This window comes from Bradyrhizobium sp. Rc3b (assembly GCF_900114915.1).
Taxonomy (GTDB): Bacteria; Pseudomonadota; Alphaproteobacteria; order Rhizobiales; family Xanthobacteraceae; genus Bradyrhizobium.
The window spans coordinates 271,368-297,258 of sequence record NZ_FOUS01000011.1 but is presented as its reverse complement, the minus strand read 5'-3'; the positions used below and the strand labels follow the sequence as shown (position 1 = coordinate 297,258).

General features: G+C 65.2%; 22 protein-coding genes and 2 pseudogenes. 12 read left to right on the top strand and 12 right to left on the bottom strand.

The window, feature by feature from the left end; all coding sequences use genetic code 11:
- Nucleotides 1–194: pseudogene (locus BM190_RS40950) on the top strand (hypothetical protein); the annotation flags it as partial.
- A gap of 818 nt (nucleotides 195–1,012) precedes the next feature.
- Entirely contained in the window at nucleotides 1,013–3,475 is a 2,463-nt protein-coding gene (locus tag BM190_RS26545) for a putative bifunctional diguanylate cyclase/phosphodiesterase (RefSeq protein ID WP_092260381.1), read from the top strand.
- Here the strand turns inward: BM190_RS26545 and BM190_RS26540 are convergent.
- From BM190_RS26540 to thrS, 3 genes are all read right to left on the bottom strand, one after another.
- Nucleotides 3,461–4,729, bottom strand: a complete 1,269-nt coding sequence (locus tag BM190_RS26540) for a serine hydrolase domain-containing protein (protein ID WP_092260379.1) — start codon at nucleotides 4,727–4,729, stop codon at nucleotides 3,461–3,463. The genes BM190_RS26545 and BM190_RS26540 overlap by 15 nt on opposite strands.
- A gap of 63 nt (nucleotides 4,730–4,792) precedes the next feature.
- The gene (locus BM190_RS26535; protein ID WP_177237295.1) at nucleotides 4,793–5,356 is read right to left on the bottom strand and encodes a nitroreductase family protein; all 564 of its coding nucleotides are present in this window, start codon (nucleotides 5,354–5,356) and stop codon (nucleotides 4,793–4,795) included.
- Between the two features lie 93 nt (nucleotides 5,357–5,449).
- A complete protein-coding gene (gene thrS, locus BM190_RS26530) occupies nucleotides 5,450–7,504 on the bottom strand; it encodes a threonine--tRNA ligase (protein WP_018322151.1) in 2,055 nt (684 codons plus the stop codon).
- Nucleotides 7,505–7,688: 184 nt separating this feature from the next.
- On the opposite strand from thrS, the gene BM190_RS26525 reads away from it, so the two are divergent.
- Both BM190_RS26525 and BM190_RS26520 read left to right on the top strand, forming a co-directional pair.
- A complete protein-coding gene (locus BM190_RS26525) occupies nucleotides 7,689–8,858 on the top strand; it encodes an MFS transporter (RefSeq protein ID WP_092260375.1) in 1,170 nt (389 codons plus the stop codon).
- Between the two features lie 91 nt (nucleotides 8,859–8,949).
- Nucleotides 8,950–9,327, top strand: coding sequence for a hypothetical protein (locus BM190_RS26520; protein WP_092260373.1), 378 nt, complete (start codon nucleotides 8,950–8,952; stop codon nucleotides 9,325–9,327).
- A 34-nt stretch (nucleotides 9,328–9,361) separates the two neighbouring features.
- Here the strand turns inward: BM190_RS26520 and BM190_RS26515 are convergent, their stop codons facing one another.
- On the bottom strand, nucleotides 9,362–9,688 hold the full coding sequence (locus BM190_RS26515) for a GrlR family regulatory protein (RefSeq protein ID WP_092260371.1): 327 nt from the start codon (nucleotides 9,686–9,688) through the stop codon (nucleotides 9,362–9,364).
- A 171-nt stretch (nucleotides 9,689–9,859) separates the two neighbouring features.
- Complete coding sequence (locus BM190_RS26510) at nucleotides 9,860–11,149, bottom strand: alpha/beta hydrolase (RefSeq protein ID WP_244550737.1); 1,290 nt, start codon at nucleotides 11,147–11,149, stop codon at nucleotides 9,860–9,862.
- A gap of 352 nt (nucleotides 11,150–11,501) precedes the next feature.
- Here BM190_RS26510 and BM190_RS26505 point away from each other — a divergent pair, with 352 nt between their 5' ends.
- A complete protein-coding gene (locus tag BM190_RS26505) occupies nucleotides 11,502–12,869 on the top strand; it encodes an APC family permease (RefSeq protein ID WP_018322155.1) in 1,368 nt (455 codons plus the stop codon).
- Nucleotides 12,870–12,871: 2 nt separating this feature from the next.
- Complete coding sequence (locus BM190_RS26500; RefSeq protein WP_092260366.1) at nucleotides 12,872–14,086, top strand: hypothetical protein; 1,215 nt, start codon at nucleotides 12,872–12,874, stop codon at nucleotides 14,084–14,086.
- Here BM190_RS26500 and BM190_RS41930 read toward each other — a convergent pair whose 3' ends face one another.
- Together BM190_RS41930 and yidD are read right to left on the bottom strand one after the other, a co-directional pair.
- A complete protein-coding gene (locus tag BM190_RS41930; protein WP_026202694.1) occupies nucleotides 14,087–14,326 on the bottom strand; it encodes a hypothetical protein in 240 nt (79 codons plus the stop codon). It lies immediately after the preceding gene.
- A gap of 92 nt (nucleotides 14,327–14,418) precedes the next feature.
- Nucleotides 14,419–14,757 carry a membrane protein insertion efficiency factor YidD gene (gene yidD / locus BM190_RS26490; RefSeq protein WP_092260364.1) on the bottom strand — a complete coding sequence of 113 codons (339 nt, stop codon included), beginning with the start codon at nucleotides 14,755–14,757 and terminating at the stop codon, nucleotides 14,419–14,421.
- Between the two features lie 247 nt (nucleotides 14,758–15,004).
- Between yidD and BM190_RS26480 the strand changes: the two genes are divergently transcribed.
- On the top strand, nucleotides 15,005–15,904 hold the full coding sequence (locus BM190_RS26480) for a COG3904 family protein (RefSeq protein WP_177237294.1): 900 nt from the start codon (nucleotides 15,005–15,007) through the stop codon (nucleotides 15,902–15,904).
- Between the two features lie 67 nt (nucleotides 15,905–15,971).
- Here BM190_RS26480 and BM190_RS26475 read toward each other — a convergent pair whose 3' ends face one another.
- The gene (locus tag BM190_RS26475) at nucleotides 15,972–16,427 is read right to left on the bottom strand and encodes an iron-sulfur cluster assembly scaffold protein (RefSeq protein WP_092260360.1); all 456 of its coding nucleotides are present in this window, start codon (nucleotides 16,425–16,427) and stop codon (nucleotides 15,972–15,974) included.
- A 236-nt stretch (nucleotides 16,428–16,663) separates the two neighbouring features.
- Here BM190_RS26475 and folE point away from each other — a divergent pair, with 236 nt between their 5' ends.
- From folE to BM190_RS26455, 4 genes are all read left to right on the top strand, one after another.
- Entirely contained in the window at nucleotides 16,664–17,356 is a 693-nt protein-coding gene (gene folE, locus BM190_RS26470) for a GTP cyclohydrolase I FolE (protein ID WP_018322161.1), read from the top strand.
- 83 nt (nucleotides 17,357–17,439) lie between these two features.
- Nucleotides 17,440–17,862 (top strand): phosphoribosyl-AMP cyclohydrolase, encoded by a 423-nt coding sequence (gene hisI, locus BM190_RS26465; RefSeq protein WP_092260358.1) that lies wholly within the window; start codon nucleotides 17,440–17,442, stop codon nucleotides 17,860–17,862.
- Between the two features lie 172 nt (nucleotides 17,863–18,034).
- Nucleotides 18,035–19,114 carry a transglycosylase gene (locus BM190_RS26460; protein WP_092260356.1) on the top strand — a complete coding sequence of 360 codons (1,080 nt, stop codon included), beginning with the start codon at nucleotides 18,035–18,037 and terminating at the stop codon, nucleotides 19,112–19,114.
- Nucleotides 19,115–19,279: 165 nt separating this feature from the next.
- Nucleotides 19,280–20,455: a DUF2336 domain-containing protein gene (locus BM190_RS26455; RefSeq protein ID WP_092260354.1), complete on the top strand. Its 1,176-nt coding sequence runs from the start codon at nucleotides 19,280–19,282 to the stop codon at nucleotides 20,453–20,455.
- Nucleotides 20,456–20,609: 154 nt separating this feature from the next.
- On the opposite strand, the gene BM190_RS26450 is transcribed toward BM190_RS26455, so the two are convergent.
- The 3 genes from BM190_RS26450 to BM190_RS26440 all read right to left on the bottom strand — a co-directional run bounded on the left by BM190_RS26450 (nucleotide 20,610) and on the right by BM190_RS26440 (nucleotide 22,640).
- Nucleotides 20,610–21,188, bottom strand: a complete 579-nt coding sequence (locus tag BM190_RS26450) for an Hpt domain-containing protein (RefSeq protein WP_092260352.1) — start codon at nucleotides 21,186–21,188, stop codon at nucleotides 20,610–20,612.
- A 28-nt stretch (nucleotides 21,189–21,216) separates the two neighbouring features.
- Nucleotides 21,217–21,762 (bottom strand): response regulator, encoded by a 546-nt coding sequence (locus tag BM190_RS26445; RefSeq protein ID WP_008549760.1) that lies wholly within the window; start codon nucleotides 21,760–21,762, stop codon nucleotides 21,217–21,219.
- 98 nt (nucleotides 21,763–21,860) lie between these two features.
- Entirely contained in the window at nucleotides 21,861–22,640 is a 780-nt protein-coding gene (locus tag BM190_RS26440) for an NAD kinase (RefSeq protein ID WP_092260350.1), read from the bottom strand.
- A 249-nt stretch (nucleotides 22,641–22,889) separates the two neighbouring features.
- On the opposite strand from BM190_RS26440, the gene BM190_RS26435 reads away from it, so the two are divergent.
- Nucleotides 22,890–24,458, top strand: a complete 1,569-nt coding sequence (locus BM190_RS26435; RefSeq protein WP_092260348.1) for a S10 family peptidase — start codon at nucleotides 22,890–22,892, stop codon at nucleotides 24,456–24,458.
- Here BM190_RS26435 and BM190_RS26430 read toward each other — a convergent pair.
- Nucleotides 24,448–25,833: pseudogene (locus BM190_RS26430) on the bottom strand (serine hydrolase domain-containing protein). The gene BM190_RS26435 and the pseudogene BM190_RS26430 sit on opposite strands and share 11 nt — an antisense overlap.
- Nucleotides 25,834–25,891: the final 58 nt, after the last annotated feature.

Here is a 25,891-nt window from a genome sequence, read left to right as displayed (position 1 = left end):
GGGTAACCGTGAGCGAAGACCTCGCGCACACGACCGGTGTGATCGGCGTACGGCAAAATCGTGTGGTCCTGACGCCCGGGGTCTGTGCGTCAAGTGTTGCGGTGATGGGTGTCGTCCAACCGGACGCATCCCTCAGCCATCCGCAAGGCGACGGGGGCAATAGTGCAACGCTCCCCGGGGAGAGCACGACATAAGCCGTAAAACCACTGCGCAGGGAAGGCCGGGATGTCCTGGCTACACCTGTATGCCGCTGTGCAGCTTCTTGTTACGCAGATTTCGCACAGTGGACCGCGGGTGCCAGCCGGCACCCGGTCTTCCCTGCGCCCTCTTTCAATTATGAGGGCGAAGCGATGAAGCAAAGCTCGGGCGAAATGCGCCGCGAGGATGTGAAGGTGTGTCTCCACGTCGAGAGCGAATACGGAATGCTGCCGCGAGCTCTATCCATCACCGTCACCCTGAGGTGCGCGCGCTGCGGCGCGACAGCGACGCAGAGCAAGCCTCGAAGGGCGACGGCCCGGCTGCATCAGCTCGGCCGTTCCTCCTTCGAGGCTCGGCATGCGATGCGTTCGCATCGCACGCCTCGCACCTCAGGATGACGGATTAAATATGGCCACTGCGGAAGGATTCTGGATTGCTTCGGCCTTCGCCAAGGCTTCGGCGGACAAGTCGCTGCGCTCGCAGTGACGATGTTGACGCAGTGGTGCGCCAAGCTCCGCTCTCGTGCCCCGGACGCTGAGCAGCGCCTCTTCGGCGGTGCGCTGCAGAGCCGGGGCCCATGTATCAGCACGTGCTGCGGCTTCCTGGGTCCCGGCTCTGCGCAGCAGCGTAAGAACGCTGCAGCGCGTCCGGGACACGAGAGCTTCGCATCACCGTCATAGTCTCTAACGCCCACTAACCAACACCTGACTTAAAACTGTCATAATCGCCGAATGGAACCCGCGCCTGCGGCCTTTTTACATGTCGTTAAGCGCAGCTGCATTGGATGCGCCGGGAAAGTGCGTTGGGGACTGCCATGAATGCCGCGAAGAAAGTGTCGGGAAAACCGGCCGCCGAAATGTTCGACGACATCCCGGTGCTTCAGCGCAAATGGCGTGCCGCGCTGAAGCCGGGCGATCGGCTGCCGCGCTATGAGGACGTGATGCTCGGCAGTCTCGGACGGCTCGCCGATCACATCGCGCTATTGAAGAACGACGGCACGCTCGAGCTGTCACGCAGCGGACGCTACGTGCAAAAATGGCTCGGCGAGGAGCGTTGGGATATCCCCGTCGCCGAATTGTCGCCGGATTGCGCCACCGCGCTGTCGGAAGCGGCGACGAGCGCGCTTACCAACGGACGACCGTATCAAGCCAGCGCGCATTGCGTGCGCGACGGCATGGTCCGGACCTACGATGTGCTGGCGCTGCCGACGGCCTCGCGCTGGGGCGCCACGCTGGTCGGCGCCTATATCAACGAGCGCGGCACCCAGTACAATCTGCTGGATGCGATCTTCGCCTCGACCGACGATGCGGTGATCTCGCTGGCGACGCTGCGCGATGCCGGCGGCAAGCCGTCCGATCTCCAGGTCGTGCACCACAACAACAGCGCAAGCGCGCTGCTGAATGTCGCGACCGGAAACCTGTTGTGGCGGCGGATCGGCGAGGGCAACACGCTGCTGGCCTTGCCCGAGATCATGGACTTTCTGCTCAAGGCCGTCGCGGGCGGCCGCGGCGAGCAGCTCGAGATCGAAAGCGACGGACGTCATCTCCGGCTCAGCGCAACGGCCTTCGCCGACGTGGTATCGCTGACGATCTCCGATGTCACGGCGTTGAAGCGGCGCGACGCCTCGTTCCGCCTGCTGTTCGACAGCAACCCGATGCCGATGTGGGTGTTCGACGCGCAGACCAAGGAATTCCTTGGCGTCAACGACGCCGCGGTCCAGCATTACGGCTACAGCCGCGCCACCTTCCTGCGCATGAAGCTGCACGAGATCTGGCCGGAGGACGAGTGGGACAGCCACGCCGAGGCGCTGGAGCGCGTCGGCGAGGCCTACCACTCATCGCGCAACTGGCGGCATTTGCGCGCCGACGGCAGCGAGATCGAGGTGCTCACCTTCGGCCGCCGCGTCGCCTTCGACGATCGCGACGGCTATCTGGTCGCGGTGGTCGACATCACCGAACGGCGCAAGGCCGAGGCGCGCATCGCGCACATGGCCCACCATGACGGGCTCACCGACCTGCCGAACCGCGAATATTTCCAGGAGCGGCTGAAGCAGGCGCTGGAGCAGGCGGCGGGAAGACGGGTCGGCGTGCTCTACATCGATCTCGACCTGTTCAAGAACATCAACGATTCCTTCGGTCATCCCGTCGGCGACCGCCTGCTCAAGGACGTCGCCGAGCGCCTAACCCTTGCCGTCCGCGGCGGCAATCTGGCGGCGCGGCTCGGCGGCGACGAATTCGCGGTGATCCTTGCCGCCGACGTCTCGCCGAACGAGGCCAGCGCCTGCGCTGGCCTGCTGATCGACATGCTGAAGGCGCCCTATGACCTCGACGGCCAGGAGATGGTGATTGGTGCCAGCATCGGCATCGCGCTGTCGCCCGGCGACGGCGCGACGCCGGAAGAGCTGATGCGCAATGCCGACATGGCGCTGTACCGGGCGAAGTCCGACGGCGGCGGCGTGCACCATTTCTTCGAGCGCGAGATGGACCTGCAGGCGCAGAAGCGCCGCGACATGGAGCTCGATCTGCGGCGTGCGTTCGCCAATGGCGAGTTCGAGCTGCACTATCAGCCGCTGGTGTCGATCGCCTCCGATCGCATCTCCGGCTTCGAGTCGCTGCTGCGCTGGCGTCATCCGGACAAGGGCATGATCTCGCCGGCGGAGTTCATCCCGGTCGCCGAGGACATCGGCCTCATCACCCAGCTAGGGGAGTGGGTGCTGCGCGAAGCCTGCGCCGAGGCCGTCAAATGGCCTGCCGACATCAAGGTCGCGGTCAATCTGTCGCCGGCGCAATTCCGCAGCCGCAACCTGGTGCAAATCGTGATCTCGGCGCTGGCGCAGTCCGGCCTGTCGCCGCGGCGGCTCGAGCTCGAAATCACCGAGTCGATCTTCCTGGCCGAGACCGACGTCAATCTCGCCATCCTGCACCAGCTCCGCGAGCTCGGCGTCAGCATCTCCATGGATGATTTCGGCACCGGCTATTCCAGCCTGAGCTATCTCAGGAGCTTCCCGTTCGACAAGATCAAGATCGACCGCTCGTTCGTCAAGGATCTGGCGCAGCGGCCCGATTGCAGCGCGATCGTGCGCGCGATCTCCGGGCTCGGCCGCAGCCTCAACATCACCACGACCGCGGAGGGCGTCGAGACCGAGGATCAGCTCGACTGGCTGCGCGCCGAGGGCTGCAACGAGGTGCAGGGCTTTCTGTTCAGTGCGGCGCGGCCTGCGGCCGAGATCGCAAAGCTGCTCGCCGATTTCGGTCAGCGCGCCTCACGGGCGGCGTAGGCCCTCGGGGTAGCAGTCGTAGACCAGCGCCTTGAAGGCGGGCGTGATGCGGCTGCGCTCGTTCTGGGTCTGCTGCATCATGAGGTAGACCATGTCGAGCTTGGGATCGACGCCGAAATAGGTGCCGCTCCCAGAGTCCCATTTCAGCTCGCCGAGCGAGCCCGGCGGCGGCGGTTTGGCGTTGCCGGGATCGGTCCGCACCGCAAGGCCGTAGCCATAGCCGAAGCCGTCACCCGGGAAATAGAAATAATCGCGTCCGACGCCGGAGCCGGGTCCGATGTGATCGGTCGTCATGGCCTTGAACGCGGCAGGGCTGAGATAGCGCTTGCCCTCGAATTCGCCGCCGTTGAGCAGCATCTGCGAGAAGCGCTGATAGTCGGTGATGGTCGAGAGCAGGCCGCCGCCGCCGGATTGCCATTCGGGATGATCGAGGCGGTCGCGCTCGGCGGCGAGCAGGATGAAATCGTTCGGCAGCGGCCGCGCCATCCGCGCGAGCTCGTCCTCGGTCGCCAGCGTGAATTTGGTGCTGCTCATGCCGAGCGGGTCGAAGATGCGCTGTTTCAGGAACTGATACAGCGTCTGGCCCGAGATGATCTCGATGACGCTGCCGAGCACGTCGGTGGAATGGCCGTAGCGCCACAGCGTTCCCGGCTGCCGCGCCAGCGGCAGCTTGGCGATGCGGTCGGCGAATTCCCTGTTGTTGAATTGGCCTTCGAAGATGTTGGCGGCCTTGTAGGCCTGCTCGACCCATTTGCCGCCGATATAATCGTAGCTGATGCCCGAAGTGTGCCGCAGCAAATCCTCGATGTTGACGGGGCGGACCGGCGGCACGAGATCGAGCTCCAGCTTGCCGTCGGGCAGGGTGACCTCGAGACCGACCTTGGTGTCGGCAAACAGGGGAACGTATTTCGACACGGGGTCGGTGAGCGCGAGCTTGCCTTCGTCGATCAGCATCATCGCGCCAAGGCAGGTGATCGGCTTGGTCATCGAGTGGATCGCGAAGATCGTATCCGGCGTCATCGCAAGACTGGTCCTGACGTCGCGCAGGCCAAACGTCTTCAGATAGACCGGCTTGCCGTGCTGCTGCACCAGGATCACGGCGCCCGGCAGGCGGCCGCTTCCGACCTCTTCGTTGAAATACGCCGTGATGCGGTCGAGCCCGTCGGGCGAGGGGGCGGGGATGTCGGCGGCCCGGCTTCGCGCCATCGTGCCGGCCAGCAGCGTGGCCCCGACCAGAAATTCACGGCGTCTCATTCGGGCTTCCTCCCTTGCCGGGATCAAAGCCGCAAGACGCCAGAGGCGTCAACAAGCCTTCGATTAAAAACGCGTCACGATTTCCGAAAGGAACGGTCGCGGACGGTCTTCGCTCGGCTTGGTCGGCGTGCCCACGTGGATGAAGCCGGCGAGCTTTTCGTCCGGCTTGAGGCCGAGACCGTCGAGCACGTCGCGATCGAACGAGAACCAGCCGGTCAGCCAGCAGGCGCCGTAGCCGAGCGCGGTCGCGGCCGTGACGATGTTCATGGCGCTGGCGCCGGCCGACAATTCCTGCTCGAACGCCGGCACCTTCGGGTGCGGCCTGGTGAAGCTGACGATGCCGATCACCAGCGGCGCGTCGGTGAGGCGCTTGCGCTCAATCTCGACGTCGGCGGCGGGCGCGCCGGGATTTTTCCGGGCAAACACCTTCGCGATCACCTCGCCGGCGCGCTGGCGGGCGTCGCCCTCGAAGATGATGAAGCGCCAGGGCGCCAGCTTGCCATGGTCGGGCACACGGGCGCCGATGGTGAGGATGGTCTCGAGCTCGGCCGCGGAGGGGCCAGGGCCGGTCATCTCGCGCGGCTTGACCGAGCGGCGGGTCTTCAGGAGTTCGATGGCGTCGGGCACTGGGAGATCCTCTTCAACTGGTCGTCGGGCGTGCCATGCGGAGATAAGCATGCACGCCCGCAACCGGAAGCGAGTTTAGATCGATTTCAGGGATCAGACCGCGCCCCGCACCCGCTTGACGTCCGGCGGGGTCGCCTCGTCGACCAGGGCGGCGATCGCCTCCTCGGTCGTCATCACCTTCTGGCCGTCGCTGCCGAGGCGGCGGACCGAGACCGAATGCGTCTCGGCCTCCTTCTTGCCGACCACGAGCAGTGCCGGGATCTTGGCCAGCGAGTGCTCGCGGACCTTGTAGTTGATCTTTTCGTTGCGCAGGTCGATCTCGACCCGAAGCCCGGCGCGGCGTGCCTGCTCCATCACCACCTTGGCGTACTCGTCGCCTTCCGAGGTGATGGTGGTGACCACCGCCTGCACCGGCGACAGCCAGAGCGGGAAGTTGCCGGCATAGTGCTCGATCAGGATGCCGATATAGCGCTCCATCGAGCCGCAGATCGCGCGGTGCACCATGACAGGCGGCTTCTTGCCGCCGTCATGGTCGATGTAGAACGCGCCGAACCGCTCCGGCAGGTTGAAGTCGACCTGCGTGGTGCCGCACTGCCAGTCGCGGCCGATGGCATCGCGCAGGACATATTCGAACTTCGGCCCGTAGAAGGCGCCTTCGCCCGGGTTGATCTCGGTCTTGATGTGATTGTTCTGCGACTGGATCTCGCGCAGCACGGTGGCCATCACGCGTTCGGCGTGATCCCACATCTCGTCGGTGCCGACGCGCTTGTCCGGCCGCGTCGACAGCTTCACCGTGAGATCGCCGGTGAAGCCGAAATCGGCATAGGTGGACAGGATGAGCTCGTTGATCTTCAGGCACTCTTCGGCGAGCTGGTCCTCGGTGCAGAAGATGTGCGCGTCGTCCTGGGTGAAACCGCGCACGCGCATCAGGCCGTGCATGGCGCCGGAGGGCTCATAGCGATGCACCACGCCGAACTCGGCGAGGCGCAAGGGCAGGTCGCGGTAGCTCTTCAGGCCGTGCTTGAAGATCTGCACGTGACCGGGGCAGTTCATCGGCTTGAGCGCAAACCAGCGCTTGTCCTCGGCCTCGTCGCCGGCCGACTGCGCCGCGAACATGTTCTCGCGGTACCAGCCCCAATGGCCCGAGGTCTCCCACAGCACCTTGTCGAGGATCTGCGGCGCGTTGACCTCGCTGTAGTCGCCGGTCAGGCGCCGACGCATATAGGCGATCAGCTGCTGGAAGATGGTCCAGCCCTTCGGGTGCCAGAACACGACGCCCGGACCTTCCTCCTGGAAATGGAAGAGGTCGAGCTCGCGCCCGAGCTTGCGATGGTCGCGCTTCTCGGCTTCCTCGATCTGCTTGAGATAAGCGTCGAGGTCCTCCTGCTTGGCGAAGGCGGTGCCGTAGATGCGGGTCAGCATCGGGTTGTTGCTGTCGCCGCGCCAGTAGGCGCCGGCCACCTTCATCAGCTTGAACGCGTTGCCGACCTTGCCGGTCGAGGTCATGTGCGGGCCGCGACACAGATCGAACCAGTCGCCCTGGTAGTAGATCTTGATCGGCTCGGTGCCGGGAATGGCGTCGACCAGCTCGACCTTGAAGGCCTCGCCCTTGTCGCGGAACACCTGCTTGGTCTTCTCGCGGTCCCAGACTTCCTTGGTGAAGGGTTTGTCGCGCGCGATGATCTCGCGCATCTTCTTCTCGATCGCGGCAAAATCTTCCGGCGTGAACGGCTCGTTGCGGAAGAAGTCGTAATAGAAGCCGTTCTCGATCACGGGACCGATGGTGACCTGCGTGCCCGGCCACAGCGTCTGCACGGCCTCAGCCAGCACGTGGGCGCAATCGTGGCGGATCAATTCGAGCGCGCGCGGATCGTCGCGGCTGATCAGCTCGAGCTTGGCGTCGGCCTCGATGGGATCGTTGAGATCGGCGACGACGCCGTCGAGCGCCATCGCGACCGTGCGTTTGGCCAGCGACGGCGAGATGCCCTTGGCGATATCGAGGCCGGTGATGCTTTGGTCGTATTGACGCTGGGCGCCGTCCGGAAAGGTGAGGGTAACTTTGGCGGCGGGGGTCACGGGCTTCAGATTGCTGAGGGAATATTGGAAGCCGGATTCGGACTTCGGCTGGTCCTTGGACTGGTCAGTCATTGCTTTTCTCCTGAGGCTCACTCCTGCGAACGAGCGCAGGTAAGCGGGAACGAGCGATATATCAGGCGATTCGGCCTGCGCAATCCGGCAATTCCAAGAAAATCGGCGCATAAAACGGGCGTGCGCACGAACTATTTCGCACCGGCCCTTTAACTGGCCCGGCGGCTGCTCTACATGCACTTGCATGGAAAATGCACGCGCCCCGCGTTTCGCGCCAACCGCCTTAATGCTCGGCAATCTCGTCACCGGCTGCTCGGTGCTGGCCCCGGCGGGCATGCTGCCGGAGTTGGCGACGGGGCTCGACGTCAGCATTCACGCGGCCGGGCTCCTCATCACCTTCGGCGCGATCACGCTGTGCATCGGCTCGCCGCTGACGGCTTGGCTGACAAGCCGCATCGAACGGCGGACGCTGCTCACGACGACGCTGGCGGTGCTCGCCTTCGGCAATCTCGCCTCGGCCTTTGCACCCGATTACACCAGCCTCCTCGCCATCCGTCTCGTGATGCTCGCGGTCGGTGCGCTCTACACGCCGCAGGCTGCCGGCACGGCGGCGTTGATCGTGCCGGTGGAGCGGCGGGGCAGCACCATCGCCTATATCTTCCTCGGCTGGTCGCTGGCTGCCGCCGTTGGCCTTCCGCTGATCACCTTCATCGCCAGCCGCTATGGCTGGCGCGCAGCCTATGGCGAGATCGGCGTGCTCGGCTGCATCAGTTTCCTCTTGTTGCTGCTGCGTCTGCCGGCAGGCCTGAAAGGCGCGCCGGTGGACCTGAAGACCTGGCGCGAGGTCGGCCGGAACAGGACGATTCTGCTGCTGCTGGCGATCACCATGCTGCAAATGTCGGGGCAGTTCGTGGTGTTCACCTTCATGGGCCCGTTGCTCAAGAAGCTCACCGGTGCCGGTCCCGATGCGGTCGGCATGGTGTTCGCGCTTTACGGCGTCTGCGGCTTCCTCGGCGTCGTCATCGCCACCCGCATCGTCGACAGCTCGGGCCCCTATCGGACCTCGCTGCTGTTCACCTGCCTGCTGCTTGCGGGCATCACGGGCTGGGCGCTCGGCGCCGGCACGCTTGCTTTCATGACGGTCGGGGTCACCATCTGGGGCCTCGGCTTTGCCTCGACCAATTCGATGCAGCAGGTGCGGCTGGTCGCGGCCGCGCCGCCGCTGGCATCGGCGACCGTCGCGCTCAATACGTCCGTCCTCTATATCGGCCAGGCGGTTGGCTCCGCCGTCGGCGGTCTGCTGTTCGCCCGCGAGCTCCTGCATGCGCTCGGCTTCGTCGCGGTCGGTTTCGTCGTGCTGGCGCTGATCCTGGTGGTCCTGACCCGGCCCCGGCCTGCGGCCGCAACGGCCTGAATCCCGCGGCTTCGTGTACGCAATGTGCTTGGCAAACCGCGCGCGGGAGCGCTAGAACGCCGGTCATGGGGACCAAAGAGAGTTGACTGAAATGAGGATGATTCTGGCGGTTGCCGCGGTGCTCTATTCAGCCTCCGCGTTTGCGCAAGCCGACAAGCCACCGATGGTGGGGGACAAGCCCTTGGTGCAGGTCAAGCCCAAGGGGACGAAAGAGGCAGCGGCCAAGCCGGCCGCAGCGGCGAAGGGCAAGCCGCAATCGATCGCGGCCCGGCTCCAGGCCTGCCTCGAGCTCGACGACGGCACCAAGGACCGCCTCAACTGCTACGACGCGGTGATCGCGCCGGCGCCGAAGCCGAAGCCGGCGAAGGCCAAGGGCTACGCCGATTGCCGCTTCTTGAAGGAAGAGGACGAGCGGCTGGCCTGCTTCAACGGCTTTGCCGAGAGCATTCCGAAGCTGCCCAAGAGCTAGTACTGACAAGAGCTGATCGTAGACGAGCTGAAGCTCAGTCGCTGATCCGGCTCAGCACGGCCCGGAAGGCAACGCCCGGCGCCTGCAGCGCGTTGCCCTCGAATTCGGCGGTGTCGCCGTCCTCCCGGCCGGCGAGCGCCAGCGTGATCCGGTCGGTGCCGAACAGAGCCTTGAAGGAGGGATCGTCGTTGTAGCGCTGGGTCGAGATCTTGACCTTGATGCTGTCGCCTTCGCCCTGATAGGTGCCGATGAAGGCGAACGCGGAATTGCCCCCGCGCATTTTGCCATCCATCACATAGACGACGCCGCAGCCCGTTCCATGAACGGTATGGAAGTCGACCTTGTACAATCCCTGACGCACTGCCTGTCCCCACGAAATTCCAATCACAAACCGGCCGGCAAACTATGAGCCTTGCTGGCGGAAGCAATCCGGTGGCACCCGGGGATGTCGGCCATCAACATTACATTTTGATCAGAGCCTGAGGGAATTGCAGGCAATGCAGCCGGACACCGGCTGGACCAACATCCAAACCTATCGGCTCGATGCGCCGGAACTGGTGGCGGCCACGCGGGTCAGCGCCAGCGCCGGCGTCGCCGACATCTTCACCAGCACATCCTTGAGTGGATCCCGCGTCCAGGCGCGGGTGACGTAGTCGCGATGGGTGATGCCGTCGCCGGTCTCGACGAACACCACGCTGCCGGGACGCAAGGGACCGTCCATGTCCTCTGCGACACTGATGCCCTTCTGGCGGAGCATGCTCATCAGCTCGCGATCGCGCCGCGCGGTGTGGCGGGTGTAGGCGCTGACGAAGAAGCCGGAACGGTGGTTCTCGATCCAGGACGCGAACTTGTCCATCTCGCCATAGACGGCGTCGAGCAGCACGACGCCGCGGACGCGGTCGCTGATGCCGCCGACCTCGAGGCTCCAGGCCGTCGGCAGGAAGCCGCCGCTGTAGCCGACGATCACGATCGGCATGTTGGCGAAGGCGCGGGCGCCGTTGGGGTCGCCGGTGACGCGGGCGAGGTGGTCGGCCGATTCCGCCATGAAGCGCTTGAAGCCGCCAGGTTGCCAGAACTTGCCGGCGCTGGAATCGGCGGCATCAACGGCCATCTGCGGGGCGAGCAGCACGGCATTGGCGCCGGAATCGGTGATCTGCTTCGGCACCAGCTGGCGATCACGCACGTCGCGTTCGAGCGTTGCGCCATTGCCGTGGAAGAACACCACGATCACGCCGGGCTTGCGGACGTCGAAATGCTCGGGCACGTGCATCAGCACGCGGCTGTCATTGTAGGTCTCGTCCTGCCAGAACACGCGACCGGAATAGCTGCGATGGCCGCGGCGGTCGCCCTTGGCGACGTTGAGGAACGGCGCGTCGGAGGCGGGGTTGTTGCCGAAATAGGGGAAGGCCGACGACTTCATGCTGACGAGCGTCGTCAGGTCGTCGCGGGGCGAACGCTTGTAGGGGACCTGCGGCTCGAGCGAAGCGACCTTGTAGGGGGCCTGCTCCGGGGGCGGTTGCTGCAAGGCCCGCTTCGGCGAGAAGTCCGACATCTGCCGCTGCAGAAAACTCTCGCTCGCCGAGGGGAAGCGCTCCCCGAATTGCGGGGCGGGGAAGCGATCCTCGAACGTGTCGCCGCTCGCGACTTGCTGATTTGTCTTCGCAACGACCTGAACATTGGCCTGCGAATTCGCCGCGAGGGCCGCCGGATTGGGCGCCTTGCCGCATTGAACCAGTGTCAGCGACAGCGGCACCAAGGCTGAGATCAGGCCGACCCGGAGCGCATGACCGCGCGCACCGGACGACGTCCGGTCGGCACGCATGTCAGCTCTCAATTTCGGAACGGCCCCGACCATCCACCCATGACCCCAAAGTCACGTCCATCGGCGTATTAAGAGACAATTGAGCCGACCGGCGTTTAGGTGACGTTAAGCGTCCGGAGAACTTCCCCACATCCGGAACGCTCAAAAGGACCATGCAATCGTGTCCTGATTGTGGGGGAGGGGGACGGGCTTTCCCGGGGCTGGCGCAGCTTTGGCGCTTGGGAGCAGAATAAGCGGTGCTCAAATACCCGCTTCCGTCGCCTCATTTAGCCCTTGTTAACCCTGCTTGAATTGACTGGGCCAACCTGCACGATGCGCCCATGAGGCACGACGCCTGAGGTTAAGGACCCCGATGACGGCATCAAATGCGGGAACCGCGCCCTGGACTGGCCGGCTGACCGGAAGCGGGACCGGGGTCTCAGTTCTGGTCGCAACCGCCATCGTCGTGGCCGACATGATCGGGGTCGGCGTCTTCACCAGCCTCGGCTTCCAGGTCAAGGACATCCCGTCCGGCTTCTCGATCCTGCTGCTGTGGACCGTCGGCGGCATCGTCGCGCTGTGCGGGGTGTTCGCCTATAGCGAGCTCGGGGCGATGTTTCCGCGCTCGAGCGGCGAGTACAATTTCCTCGGTCGCGCCTATCATCCCGCCTTCGGCTTTCTCGCCGGCTGGGTGTCGGCGACGGTCGGCTTCGCAGCGCCCGTTGCGCTCGCCGCGATGGCGTTCGGCGAATACGCCAAATCGGTCGTGCCCGATCTGCCGCCGATCCCGCTCGCCATCGCCGTGGTGTGGCTGGTTTCGCTCGTGCAACTGACCGGCGTCAGGCACTCCTCGACCTTTCAGCTGATCGCGACGATCATCAAGGTCGCGCTGATCGTCGCCTTCCTGGTCGCCGGCTTCGTCATCGCTGCCCCGCAACCGATCACCTTTGCGCCGCAGCCGGGCGATCTCGCCCACATCGTCAGCGCGCCGTTTGCGATCGGGCTGGTCTTCGTGATGTATTCGTTCTCGGGCTGGAACGCCGCGACCTACATCATCGGCGAGATGAACATGCCGCAGCGGAATCTGCCGCGCGCGCTGCTGGCGGGCACGCTGATCGTGCTCGTGCTGTACGTCGCGCTGAATGCAGTGTTTCTCCATTCGACGCCCGTCGGTGCGCTTGCCGGTCAGCTCGATGTCGCCAGCGTTGCCGGTAGCGCCATCTTCGGCAGCCTCGGCGGTCGGATCGTCGGCGCGATGATCTGCGTTGGCCTGATCTCCTCGATCAGCGCGATGATGTGGATCGGCCCGCGCGTGATGATGACGATGGGGGAGGACATCCCCGCCTTGCGCGTGTTCTCGAAGCGATCGGCGAGCGGCGCACCGGCCTATGCGATCCTGTTTCAGCTCGCCGTCGCCAATCTGCTGCTGTTCACGCGCAGCTTCGAGGCGGTGCTCGACTTCATCCAGTTCGCACTGTTGTTCTGCTCGTTCTTCACGGTCGCCGGCGTCATCAAGCTGCGCATCACCGATCCCGATTTGCCGAGGCCCTATCGCGCCTGGGGATACCCGTTCACGCCCCTGGTTTTCCTGCTCGTGACCGCGTTCATGATGTACTACCTGTTGACCGAGCGGCCGCTGCAGTCGCTCGCGGGGATGCTCGTCATGCTCTCGGGCCTAGTGATTTATGCTGTTTTCCGCAGGCGGCCGGTCGCCGCTGGCAATTCACACGATCGCGCATAGACATGTTTCGTCCCCTCAGAATTGCGGCCACAGCTCTTGCCCTGCTGGCCGCGGCCGTCTCGTCCGCCCGCGCCGCCGACGCCACCTTCGATGACACCGCGCGCTTCCTCGCGGGCATGCAGCCTTCGGCGGACTCGCCACTGTTGGCGCTCACGAAGGACCCAGGCTGGCAGCGCCACGCAAAATTCTTCGACGGCGCCTTCGCCCAGCTCGAACAGCGCCAGCTCTCCAAGATCCGCGATTGGGCCGACGTCAATCTCGCCGCGCCCCGGCCGACCATGTTCTACATGTTCAGCGGTCCCGATTTTCTCTACGCCAACGCCTTCTATTCCAAGGCCAGCACCTACGTGCTCGGCGCGCTGGAGCCGGTCGGCGCCGTGCCCGATTTGACCCAGCTGCCGCGCGGTTCGATCGGCGCCGCGCTCTACAATGTCGAGCGCTCGCTCGGCTCGATCCTGAGCTTTTCCTTCTTCATCACCAAGCAGATGAAGGTCGACCTGCACGCCAACCAGGTCAACGGCACCTTGCCGATCCTGTATGTTTTCCTGGCGCGCTCCGGCAAGACCATCCGCAACGTCGAGATGATCGCGCTCGACGACAAGGGGGGCTTGCGTGTCGGCGACGACAATCCGGGGCGTAACGCGACGCGGGGCGTTCGCATCACCTTCGCCGGCAGCGACGGGGAAACGCGCACGCTGTATTATTTCTCGACCGATCTTTCCAATTCCGGCGCGCGCAACACCGGATTCTTGAAATTCTGCGAGACGCTCGGGCCCGGCAACAGCCTGCTCAAGAGCGCGTCCTATCTCATGCACTCCGGAAACTTCACCGTCGTTCGCGACTGGCTGCTCGCCAACAGCGCCACCATCATCCAGGACGATTCCGGCATTCCGCTTGCGAACTACGGCGCGCGGCAATGGCGTTTCTTCCCGTTCGGCCGCTATCTCGGGCCGATCGACGAATTCCCCGGCCGCTACCAGGAGCGCTACGCCGAGTTGTTCACCCGGGCCCAGCCGATCGATTTCGGCGTCGGCTACCGCTGGCGGATGCACGAGTCCAATTTGCTGCTGGCGGTGAGGGTGCCGGGCACCGAAACGGCGCCGGGCGGGGAGGCCACCTCGTCGGCCGATCCGACGCCGAAGCCGCCGCGTCCGAAACGGCTGCGGCCACCCGAGCCGATCCCGCCGCCGCCCGGGCGCTTTTACTGGTTCCGCTAATTACCAGTGCACGCTCTGGCTCGGCACGATGAACGCGGTCGTGCTCGGCGCGGTGGCTAAACTCGTCGCCAGATACCAGCCGGAGCCAAGCACGAGCGCCAGCAAGGCGACGATCGCGAGCAGATCCAAGGTTCTGGGGTCGTGGTGCCGCCTGGAGCCGGGGGTGGGCCCAGGCCTGAAGTGAGAAAGCCCGAAGTGAAAAGGCCTAAAGTGGAGATGAGGGCTGATTTTCCAGCGCATTGTTGTTTCCTCCCGGGGGAGCATCAAAACAACGCGGGAAGAACCCTTACGGTTCCCCTCAGGCCACCGATGCGCAAAGCATCGCAGCACTCTCAGGATGCATTGACGCCGCGCCAACGGCCGTAGCGCCAGGGCAGATACCAGTGTGCGCCTGGCGGTGCGGTGAGCGGTACATTGTCGATGCCCGACGTGCCGAACGGATTGCAGCGGAGCAGGCGCGCGAGCGTCATCCAGCCGCCGGCCCAGAGACCGAAGCGTTCGATCGCCTCGTCGCCATAGACGGAGCAGGTCGGCAGATGCCGGCAATTGTAACCAACCAGGGGCGACAGCGTGTGCCGGTAGAGCCAGATCAGCGCGCGGCCGAATCTGCGCGGGAGCCGGAGCACACCTTCGACCGGACTGGAACAATGCTCGCAGGCTGAATGCTTCATGGGCGCTTTGCTGCGATGTTGATCGAGGTGTTGCACAGTTCCGGCGCAGGGAACTGTAAGCTGTTGTTTGCGCGCCATATTTTGCGTGCTTTTTGGGAGCAGTGCAGCAAGTACCTGTGGACGATCTGTATTCCCACGGATACCATTTTTGTGACGTCCATGTGTAGAAACATACGCCTGTATGATGGACTCAGAGGGCGCTACCAAGGATTGTTGGGGACCTTAGGGGCTTGGGGAAGGAACCAGATTGAGACTTCTGAACTCCCTTAATCTTCGCGGCTGGTTGCTGGTGGGAACCGCCGTCTGTGGAGTCGTGCTGGCTGGCGCCGTCGCGACACTCGGGTCATCGGCTCGCGCGGGTGTTGCTCTCGAAGAGCGTAAGCTGCCGATGAAGTTCAACTGGATTGCCTGCGAGCCGAACTGCCGCGGCTGGGTCAGCGCGGTCGGCATCATCACCGCTGACACACCGAAGGATTTCGAGGAGTTTTCCCGCGGACGCCAGCTCGGCGGCGCCACCGTGGTGCTCGATTCCAGCGGCGGTTCCGTCAACGACGCGATCACCCTCGGCCGACGTTTCCGCAATCTCGGACTCCTGACCACGGTCGGCGTAAGTCTCCGCGGCGGGCAGTCTGGCCGCCCGGCGGTTGCGCCAGAGGCCTATTGCGAATCCATGTGCGTGTTCCTGCTGCTGGCCGGCAAGAAGCGCTACGTGCCGGAAGCTGCCCACGTCCGCGTCCATCAGATCTGGATGGGCGACCGCGCCGACGATGCGAAGGCGGCGAGCTACAGCGCGCAGGACCTGATGATCGTCGAACGCGACATCGGCAGGCTTGCCAAATACACCTTCGACATGGGCGGAGCCGGCGATCTGCTGTCGCTCGCGCTCAGCGTGCCGCCCTGGGAAGACCTGCATGAGCTGGACGCCGGCGAGCTCAAGCTCACCAATCTCGTGACGACCGACCTCGTGGCCGACGTGCTGCCGCACGTGGACATCTCCGCGCCGGCAATGGCCGAGCTTGCGCCGAAGACGCAGGCGAGGTTCGGCGCGGAACCGGAGCAGTCGCAAGCTGCCAAGTCGACCAAGACGGCGGAAGCCCTGGTGCCGACCGGTGGCGTGGCCGCGCAGGCTCCGGCGACGCAGAAGTAAGCTCTGAAACCTTGATCATGATTCCGGGTTCGTCGCTTGGCGACGCCCCGGAATGACCTGGGGAAGTTCAGCCCTGCGCCGCAGCCGGCTGCTTGGCCTTGGCTTCGATCTGGCCAATGGCGTCGACCACCGCATCGAAGGTCAGGAGCGTCGAGGCGTGCCGCGCCTTGTAGTCGCGGACCGGCTCGAGAAATTTGATGTCCTCCCATTTGCCTTCAGGGGGCGCACCGTTTTCCTTCAGCATCTTGCGAACAGTTTCGCGTAACTCACGGAGTTCGCTCGCAGTCGAGCCGACGATGCGACTTGCCATGATGGATGAGGAGGCTTGTCCGAGCGCGCAGGCCTTCACGTCATGGGCGAAGTCGGTGACCCTGTCGCCCTCCATCTTGAGATCGACCTTCACGGTCGAGCCGCACAGCTTGGAGTGGGCGGTGGCGGAGGCATCGGGGTCGGGCAGCCGTCCGAGGCGCGGAATATTCCCGGCCAATTCGATGATCCGCTTGTTGTAGATGTCGTTCAGCATGTGATGGGGTCCAGCACTTCCGCATCGGATCGGCCTTGGCGGGCGCCGTCCACGCTCCTATATAGGGTCGGAACTGGCGGAAAAACAGTCCAGCGGCGGTGGCGACAGGCCATGCGGCCGACGGGAGAGGTGAGGACCTTTTTCGCCGGGTTCAACTGTTCTCTTCAGGCGTCCGGCGGCATGCCGCCCCGTCTGCCGGTGACACTCCGGCCGAAAGGCCGTCGAACGGAGTAGACATGGACGCGACCATCAAATCCATCCGCCCCAACAAGCCTTCCGACCGGCAGCCCGAGAGCCGCCCGGCCGAGCTTGACCCTGCCGAATTCCTCGCGGCCGCCGTCCGCGCCGATCAGCCGCGCCCGGCGCGTGCCGAGGCCGAACAGGCGGTGAAGACGTTGCTCGCCTATATCGGCGAGAACACCGAGCGAGAGGGCCTGCTCGACACGCCGCGCCGCGTGGTCGAGGCTTTCGACGAGCTCTATCAGGGCTATCACCAATGCCCGGCCGAAGTGCTCGACCGCACCTTTGGCGAGACCGCGGGCTATGACGATTTCGTCCTGGTGCGCGACATCGAGTTCACCTCGCAATGCGAGCATCACATGATGCCGTTCTACGGCAGGGCGCACATCGCCTATACGCCGGTGGAACGTGTTGTCGGCCTGTCCAAGCTCGCCCGCCTCACCGACATCTTCGCCCGCAGGCTCCAGACCCAGGAGCATCTGACGGCGCAGATCGCGGCTGCAATCGACGAGGTCCTCAAGCCGCGCGGCGTCGCGGTGCTGATCGAGGCCGAACATACCTGCATGTCGGTGCGCGGCGTCGCCAAGCATGGCGCCTCCACTTTCACCAGCCGCTTCACCGGCATGTTCCGCGACAACCCGGCGGAGCAAGCCCGTTTCCTGTCCCTGGTGCGAGGCCTGCAGCGCTGACCTCGCAAAGCTCTGTTGTTTGAGCATGATCTTTTCGGAAAACCGCTTCACACTTTTCCGGATCATGCTCTAGCGAGGTTGCTGTGTCCGCCCACTCCCATGAGATCGAGGAAGGCCTGTCCTTCCTGCCCAAGTTCGACGCGAGCGGCCTCGTGACCTGCGTCGCGACCGACGTCGCCTCCGGTGACGTGCTCATGGTCGCGCACATGAACGAGGAGGCGCTGCGCAAGACGATCGCGACCGGCGAGGCCTGGTACTTCAGCCGCTCGCGCAATGCCTTGTGGCGAAAAGGTGAGACCTCGGGGCAGACCCAGCGCGTGATCGAGATGCGCACCGATTGCGACCAGGACGCAGTCTGGATCCGTGTCGAGCAGATCGGCGCGGCCTGCCACACCGGGCGAAGGTCGTGCTTTTATCGCAAGGTCGAGGCCGAAGGCGGCGGGGCGAAGCTGGTCTTCGCCGATGCGGAGCGGCTGTTCGATCCGGACGCGGTCTACAAGAAGTAGCTCGCTGTCATTCCGGGGCGCACCGCCGGTGCGGTCCCGGAATCCATTCAGCCGCGCGCAATGCCTTGCGATGGATTCCGGGCTCGCGCTACGCGGGCCCCAGAATGACGGGCCCGGCCAATTAACCCCGCATTAACCATACCTGTCCCACGGTGAGACGACGGGCGCCGAATTGCCGGCGCTGCTCAACGCCGCGCGGGGCGGGCACTTCATCATGTCGGTCGACAATTCCAGTGCCACGCAGACGGCGGTTCTCGATCCGTCGCGGGCGCGCGTCGCCGGTGCGATCAAGCAGGCCTCGAATGTTTCAGGCGTCAGCTTCCAGTACATGCTGACCACCGCCAAGATGGAATCGGATTTCGATCCGACGGCGGGTGCAACGACGTCATCCGCGCACGGGCTCTACCAGTTCATCGACCAGACCTGGCTCGGCACGGTGAAGGAGGCGGGCCCCCAGCTCGGCTATGGCACTTATGCCAACGCGATCTCCAGGACGACGTCGGGCGGCTACGCCGTCGACGATCCCGCGATGAAGCGGTCGATCATGAAGCTGCGCGACGATCCCGAGGCCGCCTCCAGCATGGCGGCGGCGCTGACGCAGTCGAACAGTTTCAAGTTGACGGGCCTGCTCGGGCGCAGGCCGAGCGACAGCGAACTCTACATGGCGCATTTCATGGGCGTCGGCGGCGCCGCAAAGCTGATTGCCAATGCCGAGGACAATCCGCAAGCGGTCGGCGCGCGGCTGTTTCCCAATGCGGCATCCGCTAATCGTTCGATCTTCTACGCCAGGGACGGCCGCGCCCGCAGCGTCTCCGAAGTCTATTCGGTGCTGGACGCGCGCTATGCCAGCGCGGCCAATTCGAGGACGACCCGCAGCGCGATGGCGATGTATGGCGGCACGCCGTCGACCACGGAGGTTGCGAGCGCGAGCGGCGTGCAGCCCATCGCGCCTGTTATCGACAACGCCGCCTATCTCCAGACCTTCCCGAACACACGCGCGGTGACGCCCGTCAGTGCGACATCGCCGACGACGGTCGCGGACAATGCCCCGACCACGCCGGTGTTTCGTTCGATCTATCAGCCCGGCGATGCCACGCAGCCGGTCTCGACCACAGTGCAGAAATTGTGGGGCAACAACGCCTCGCTCACGTCGGTCGCACCAGCGACCTCAGTTGCATCCGCGACGCCGGATGTGCGTCCGCCGCAGCCGCTCGATCTGTTCAGCGATCGCAGCGGCACGTTCTCGAGCTGACCCCGCTCTCGTGTCCCGGACGCGCTGCAGCGCCTCTGTTCCCTTAACAAAACGTCAATAAAACCAGCCAGTTATGGTGAACGCTTTGTTAAGCGTCGTGGTTTATTTTGTGTTGCAGGTGACGAGCCGTCACCATTTTCGTTTGTTGTGTAAGCCGGAAGCAGCATGATTGTTCGGCAGTTCATCAATTGGATCAGGACGGCGCCCGCCGGCGAGCGGGCCGAGGCAACACGGGCGTTGGCCCGGGCCTGGCTGATATCAGATCTTTCGACCGACGACCGCCTCGCCGCCGAAGGCGCGCTTCTGATGCAGCTCGACGATCCCTCGCCGCTGGTGCGGCAGGCGATGGCCGAGGCTTTTGCGCGCAGCACGGATGCGCCGGCCTCGATCGTGCGGGCGCTGTCGGCGGACCAGCCGACCGTCGCGCTGCCCGTGCTCGAACATTCCCCGCTGCTGATCGACGCCGATCTCGTCGACATCGTCGCGACCGGCAATGACGAGGTGCAATGCGCGGTCGCACGCCGCATCGCGCTGCCGGTCTCGGTCTGCGCCGCCATCGCCGAAGTCGGCTGCGCGGCGGCCGCGCTGGAGCTGATCGAAAATCCCAACGCCGAGCTTGCACCATTCTCCTGGGATCGCATCGTCGAGCGCCACGGCCATCTCGCCGCGATCCGCGAGGCGATGCTGGTGCTGGACGATCTGCCGTCCGCAACGCGTGCCGCGCTGGTGGCGAAACTCTCCGAGACGCTGGCGCAATTCGTCGTGGCGCGGAACTGGCTCAGCGCCGACCGCGCCGAACGCATCGCGCTCGAGGCGCGCGACCGCTCCACCATGAACATCGCATCGCGCTCGCGCGGCGAGGACATGCAGGGCCTGGTGCGGCACCTGCGCATTACCGGCCAGCTCACGGCGGGCCTCATCCTGCGCGCGCTGTTGTCGAGCAATCTCGATTTGTTCGACGCGGCGCTGGCCGAGCTCGCCGACCTGCCGCTGGCGCGCGTCACCGCGCTGCTGCACGACCGCGGCGGCAACAGCCTGCACGCGCTGCTGCGCCGCGCCGGGCTTCCCGAGGCGACGTTCGCGGCGTTCCAGGTCGCGCTCGATGCCTGCCACGAGCAGGGCTTCGTCGACAGCGACGACGGAGCGGTGCGGCTGCGTCGGCGCATGGTCGAGCGCGTGCTCACCCATTGCGAGACCGACCGCGGCGTCACCGAGCCGCTGATGGTCCTGCTCCGCCGCTTCGCCACGGAGTCCGCGCGGGAGGAAGCAAGGCTGTTCTGCGACGAGCTGGTCGCGGATGATACGATCGATCCGCTGTATGGCGATCTGATTGCCGCGTAGCGAGCTGCCGTAGGGTGGGCAAAGGCGCACAGCGCCATGCCCACGACCTATCAGTATGATTCGAGATGAATCGTAGGCACGCTTCGCTTTGCCCACCCTAAGATGCTGCCCGTGCGGATGGAGCAGCCTCCCACGAGATGAAAAAGACGGGCCTTTACTCCGTCGGCGCTATGCTCGGCGCGAGGATCACCTCGAGATGCTCGGGGCGGTCGCGGTTGACCTGGGTGAGATAATCGTCGGCGACCTTGCGCAGGCGGCGGCTGAGCTCGGCGGAGACGCTGATGCTGTCGAGCCTGGTGTTCTCGTGCACGATGGCGAGGATGGCGTTGATGTGGTGCGTGAACAGTTCGGCCGGCACCTTTTCCAGATCAGGCGCGTGTTCGATGACGCGGCACAGGCTCTCCGCGATTCCGGCCGCGGCCGGATAGCCGAAGGTCGCGGCGTCGCCCTTGATGTCATGCGCGGCGCGGAACAGCTCGTCGCGCCGCTCCTTGGTGAAGCCGTCATTACGGATGGCGACATAGGCGGCCGAGAGACGGTTGACCTCGGTCGTCATCCAATCCTTGAATTCGCCGGACAGGCCCGCGAGCGCCTGCTCGGCGCGGCCGATCGGATCGTCCATGTCCTTGTCTTCGACCCGGCGCAGGACTTTCCGCAGCGGGTTGGGCTGCGTGATGATCTGATGCGTGGCGAAGGCCGTGACCTCGATGTCCTTTGCGCTGTTCTTCGCCATGATGCCTGCCTCGTCTGAAGGCGTTGCGCTAGATGGATGAGCGGGCCTTGTCGAGCAGCGAGGGCTGCTGGAGCACCTCGTGCTTTTCGCCGACGCGGCGCTCGGGGCCCATATAGGCGGAATTGGTGTTGCGGCGCCGGTCCGGCCCGAAATAGGTCTTGGTCTTGATGAAGGGGCGGGGATTGGCAACCACGTTGAGAATGCGCTGATAGAGCCCCTTGGCCGAGATCGGCTTGGCCAGGAATTCGGTGACGCCGGCATCGCGCGCCACGGTGACGCGGCGTTTCTCGGAATGGCCGGTCAGCATGATGATCGGCGCGTAGGGGTTGCCCTTGGATTCCGGCTGCCGGATCATCTGCGCCAGCTCGAGCCCGTCGAAGATCGGCATCGCCCAGTCGGTGATGACGATGTCAGGCACGTAATGGCTGTACATTTCCAGCGCGGTGGCGCCGTCCTCGGCCTCATAGACCTCGCGCGCGCCGAAGGAATGCAGCAGCGTCCGCAGGATGCGGCGCATGTGCGGATTGTCGTCGCAGACGAGGAAGCGCAGCTTGTTGAAGTCGATACGGAACATGACGCCCGGGCCAAAGCGGTCAACCTTCGTTAACCATATCGTGGCGAGGGTTAACGAAGGGTTGCGACCGGACTCCCGCAGCGTGCGGGGGCAGGGGCTCAGTAGCCGAACTGCTCGCGCAAAATACGTTCTTCCAGGCTGTGGCCGGGGTCGAACAGCATGCGCATCGAGATGCTCTTGTCGGACAGGACCTCGACGCGCCGGACCCTGCGGACCTCCTCATGGTCGGCGACGGCCGCGACCGGACGCTTGTCGTCCTCCAGCACCTCGATCACGACATAGGCGGTGTTGGGCAGCAGCGCCCCGCGCCAGCGGCGCGGGCGGAAGGCGCTGATCGGGGTCAGTGCCAGAAGGGCGGCGTTGATCGGCAGGATCGGTCCCTGCGCCGACAGATTGTAGGCCGTAGAGCCGGCCGGCGTTGCCACGATGATGCCGTCGGCGATCAGCTCGGGCATGCGCTCGCGCTCGTCGATCAGGATCCGCAGGCGCGCCGCCTGCGAGGTCTGCCGGAACAGGTAGACCTCGTTGATGGCGTGGTGCAAATGGACGCGGTCATTGACGTCGGTTGCACGCATCAGGAGCGGATTGATCTCGGATTCATGCGCCGTCTCGAGCCGCGTGCGCAGATCGTGCGTCGCGTATTCGTTCATCAGGAAGCCGACGGTGCCGCGATGCATGCCGTAGATCGGCTTTCCCGTGCGCATGTTCTGGTGCAGCGTCTGGAGCATCAGCCCGTCGCCCCCCAGCGCGACCACGACGTCGGCCTCCCCGGGGTCGCAATTGCCATAGTCCCTGGTGAGCTGGCTGAAGGCGGTCTGCGCCTCGCTGCTCGGGCTGGCGACGAAGGCGATGCGTTCGTATCGCTGGGGCTTGGTCATGGCTTGTCAGGCAGGCCGCTGGCTGGAGGAAGTTCCGCCGGGCTCGTCTATACGAGGTGGCCCTGCATTGTCGAGGATGACCGGGTCTCAAGGCAAACGGGCGATTGTCGATCCGGAGAACAAAACGGGTTGATTTGAGCCGGCCCGGGCGCCTTACTTGCCCATCGGGCCGGTGATCCCGCAAAGCGTCGCAATTCCGCGCTAGCTTTGATGCGCACCGGCTGTGACAGCCGGGCAGGGAGAACGATCATGTTCACGATCTTGCCGACGCTGCGACGAACCGGGCTCGCGCTGGCCGTGTCCGCGGCCGCGCTCGCGAGCGTCGCGCGCGCGGATGATCCGCCGCAGCCGCGCTCCGAGGCGGCATCGCCAGCGGCACAGAAGGGTGGGCGCGCCGCCAATCCGCAAAGCGCGACGCAGGCCTTGCCGTCCGCGGCCGAGCCGCACCGTCTCCCCGCGGATTCGACCACGAAGCAGACGCTGGATCTGCCCGGCCGCACCCTCAATTTCGCCGCGACCGCCGGCTCCATCCGCGTGTTCGACGGCAAGGGCGAGCCGCTGGCCGACATCGCCTATACCTCCTACCAGCTCGACGGCGCCGACCGCGCCACGCGCCCGGTCACGTTCCTGTTCAATGGCGGGCCCGGCGCGTCCTCGGCGTGGCTCCAGTTCGGCGCGGCCGGTCCATGGCGGCTGCCGCTCGACGGCGAAGCGCTGTCGCCCTCGGCCTCGCCCGAGGTGAAGCCGAACGCGGAGACCTGGCTCGACTTCACCGATCTCGTCTTCATCGATCCCGTCAGCACCGGCTACAGCCGCTTCATTGCGAGCGGCGAGGACGCACGAAAATCGTTCTACTCCGTCGACGGCGACGTCAACGCGATCGCGCTGGTGATCCGCCGCTGGCTCGAGAAGCACGACCGCCTGACCTCGCCGAAATACGTCGCGGGCGAGAGCTATGGCGGCATTCGCGGGCCGAAGGTCGTGCGCCAGTTGCAGCTCCAGCACGGCGTCGGCGTCAAGGGCCTGATCCTGGTGTCGCCGCTCTTGGATTTCCGCGAGTTCACCGGCACCAGCCTCCTGCAATATGTCGCGACGCTGCCGAGCTATGTGGCGGTGGCGCGCGAGGCAAAAGGGCCGGTCAAGCGCGCCGATCTCGCCGACGTCGAGGCCTACGCGCGCGGGGAATTCCTGGCCGACCTCGTCAAGGGCGAGGCGGACAAGGAGGCCACCAATCGTCTTGCCGACAAGGTCGCCGCGCTTACCGGCATCGACCAGGCGGTGAGCCGCCGGCTCGCCGGCCGTTTCGACGTCGGTGAATTCCGCCGCGAATTCGACCGCAAGAACGGCAAGGTGACGGGACGTTACGACGCCTCCGTGCGCGGCTTCGATCCCTATCCGGATTCGAGCAGCTCGCGGTTCGGCGACCCCTCGGGCGATGCGCTCCAGGCGCCGCTGACGAGCGCCGCGGTCGACGTGCTCACGCGCAAGCTCAACTGGCGGCCCGACGGCTCCTATGAAGTCCTGAACGGCGCTGTGGAAGGTCACTGGGATTTCGGTCGTGGCATCAACCCGCCGCAATCGGTATCCGAGCTGCGCCAGATCCTCGCCACCGACGCGAAACTGAACGTGCTGGTCGCGCACGGCCTGTTTGACCTTGCCACGCCCTATTTCGGAACGAAGCGGGTGCTCGATCAGATGCCGGCCTTTGCGACGCAGCGCGTGAAGTTCGCCGTCTATCCCGGCGGCCACATGTTCTATTCGCAAGGCGGCTCGCGGCAGGCGTTTCGCAGCGAGGTCGAGGCACTGATCAGGGAATAGGCCGGCGTTTGCGCGGCGGATAGCGGCGCGCGATCTCCTTCGCCACGACGCTCGCAGGCTTGACGTTGGCGCCGGCGATCCAGACCTCGCTGATCCTGCCGCGCTTGTCGCGGATCCGGCGCACCGGCTCGCCATGACTGGAATAGCCGGCAGCCCAGGCGAGCTTGCCGGTGTCGCGGCCGGTGACCTCGATCTCGGCGGCATCCATGAACGGATTGTTGAATTGCGGATTGGCGACGAGCACGCGGTTGCCTAGCGGCACGAGGTCGCTCGCGCCCTAGATCGTCCACCAGCGGCCGGTCCAGTCGCGCACGCGCCGGTCGGCCGTGCCGCGCGTCTTGAACACGCGCAAGATCTGCATCGCGCCGTCCATCCAGAACGGCGCCGCGCCGTCGATGGAGTTGCTGAGGATGCTGATCGTGAGCTCGCAAGCGGGGATGGCGCAGGTCCGGGAGATGTAGCCCTGAAAGCCACCGCCATGGCCGAACCAGTCCCAGCCGTCGGTCTTGCCGGCATTGACGCCGAGCCCGTAATAGCCCTCGAAGCTCTGCGGGATGCGCCAATGGTGTCGCGTCATCTCGCGGCGGCTCGCGACCGAGAGCACGCTCTTCTTCGCATTGGGCGCAAGCTGCGCGAAGAAGCGTGCGGTGTCGCCGGCAGTCGCAACGAAGCCGGCGGCGGACGCCATCGCCTGTGCGGGATTGTCGCCGGGGATCACGCATCGCTCGCCGAATGGCAGCTTTCGCGTATGGCCGCGCGCGAACGACGCGCCTTTGGGCAGCGGCGCGTCCGGCTCGGTTGCGCGCAGGCCCGCAGGCTCGACGATCTCGCGCTTGATCCAGGCTGAGTAGGGCTGCTTGGTCACCGCCTCGATGACGAGGCCGAGCAGGCCAAAGCCGTGATTGGAATATTTGAAGCGGGTGCCGGGCTCGATCGCGGTCGGCAGCTTCAATTCCGCGAGTAACTCTTTCGCGTTGAGATAGGAACGGCGGTCGATGAACTGGCCGGAATCGGCGCCGTCGCGCGTCAGACCCGCGCTATGCGAGAGCACCTGCGCGATCGTCGTCTCGGCGACGCGCGGATGCAGCCCGCCGACATATTGGCCGACCGTGTCGTCGAGCCGGAGCTTGCGCTGCTCGCGCAGCTTCATGATGCCGGCCGAGGTGAAGCTTTTGGAATGGGAGGCGATACGGAAGCGGTGGCGCGGGGTGAGCTTCTCGCCGGTGTCGAGATTGGCGAGGCCGAACGCATGCTCGGCGACGATCTCGCCGCGATGGGCGAATGCGACGATGACGCCTGGCTGCTGGATCGTCGTCAGTTGGAATTCGATCCAGGAGCCGATGTAGTCGATCGCGGATCGCAGCCACGGGTCCATTGCACACCAATTTAGTGGGAAAATCGATGCGAGAGGCTAACCGAGAAAGCCGAACGGG

Bases quoted from the DNA above. Each gene is read 5' to 3' on its own strand.
- yidD (WP_092260364.1), bottom strand. From the start codon at position 14,757: ATGAAGCATTCAGCCTGCGAGCATTGTTCCAGTCCGGTCGAAGGTGTG.
- BM190_RS26500 (WP_092260366.1), top strand. From the start codon at position 12,872: ATGTTTCGTCCCCTCAGAATTGCGGCCACAGCTCTTGCCCTGCTGGCC.
- BM190_RS41930 (WP_026202694.1), bottom strand. From the start codon at position 14,326: ATGCGCTGGAAAATCAGCCCTCATCTCCACTTTAGGCCTTTTCACTTC.
- BM190_RS26525 (WP_092260375.1), top strand. From the start codon at position 7,689: ATGGAAAATGCACGCGCCCCGCGTTTCGCGCCAACCGCCTTAATGCTC.
- BM190_RS26440 (WP_092260350.1), bottom strand. From the start codon at position 22,640: ATGACCAAGCCCCAGCGATACGAACGCATCGCCTTCGTCGCCAGCCCG.
- folE (WP_018322161.1), top strand. From the start codon at position 16,664: ATGGACGCGACCATCAAATCCATCCGCCCCAACAAGCCTTCCGACCGG.
- BM190_RS26545 (WP_092260381.1), top strand. From the start codon at position 1,013: ATGAATGCCGCGAAGAAAGTGTCGGGAAAACCGGCCGCCGAAATGTTC.
- thrS (WP_018322151.1), bottom strand. From the start codon at position 7,504: ATGACTGACCAGTCCAAGGACCAGCCGAAGTCCGAATCCGGCTTCCAA.
- BM190_RS26510 (WP_244550737.1), bottom strand. From the start codon at position 11,149: ATGCGTGCCGACCGGACGTCGTCCGGTGCGCGCGGTCATGCGCTCCGG.
- BM190_RS26520 (WP_092260373.1), top strand. From the start codon at position 8,950: ATGAGGATGATTCTGGCGGTTGCCGCGGTGCTCTATTCAGCCTCCGCG.
- BM190_RS26445 (WP_008549760.1), bottom strand. From the start codon at position 21,762: ATGTTCCGTATCGACTTCAACAAGCTGCGCTTCCTCGTCTGCGACGAC.
- BM190_RS26435 (WP_092260348.1), top strand. From the start codon at position 22,890: ATGTTCACGATCTTGCCGACGCTGCGACGAACCGGGCTCGCGCTGGCC.
- BM190_RS26455 (WP_092260354.1), top strand. From the start codon at position 19,280: ATGATTGTTCGGCAGTTCATCAATTGGATCAGGACGGCGCCCGCCGGC.
- BM190_RS26505 (WP_018322155.1), top strand. From the start codon at position 11,502: ATGACGGCATCAAATGCGGGAACCGCGCCCTGGACTGGCCGGCTGACC.
- BM190_RS26475 (WP_092260360.1), bottom strand. From the start codon at position 16,427: ATGCTGAACGACATCTACAACAAGCGGATCATCGAATTGGCCGGGAAT.
- BM190_RS26540 (WP_092260379.1), bottom strand. From the start codon at position 4,729: ATGAGACGCCGTGAATTTCTGGTCGGGGCCACGCTGCTGGCCGGCACG.
- BM190_RS26450 (WP_092260352.1), bottom strand. From the start codon at position 21,188: ATGGCGAAGAACAGCGCAAAGGACATCGAGGTCACGGCCTTCGCCACG.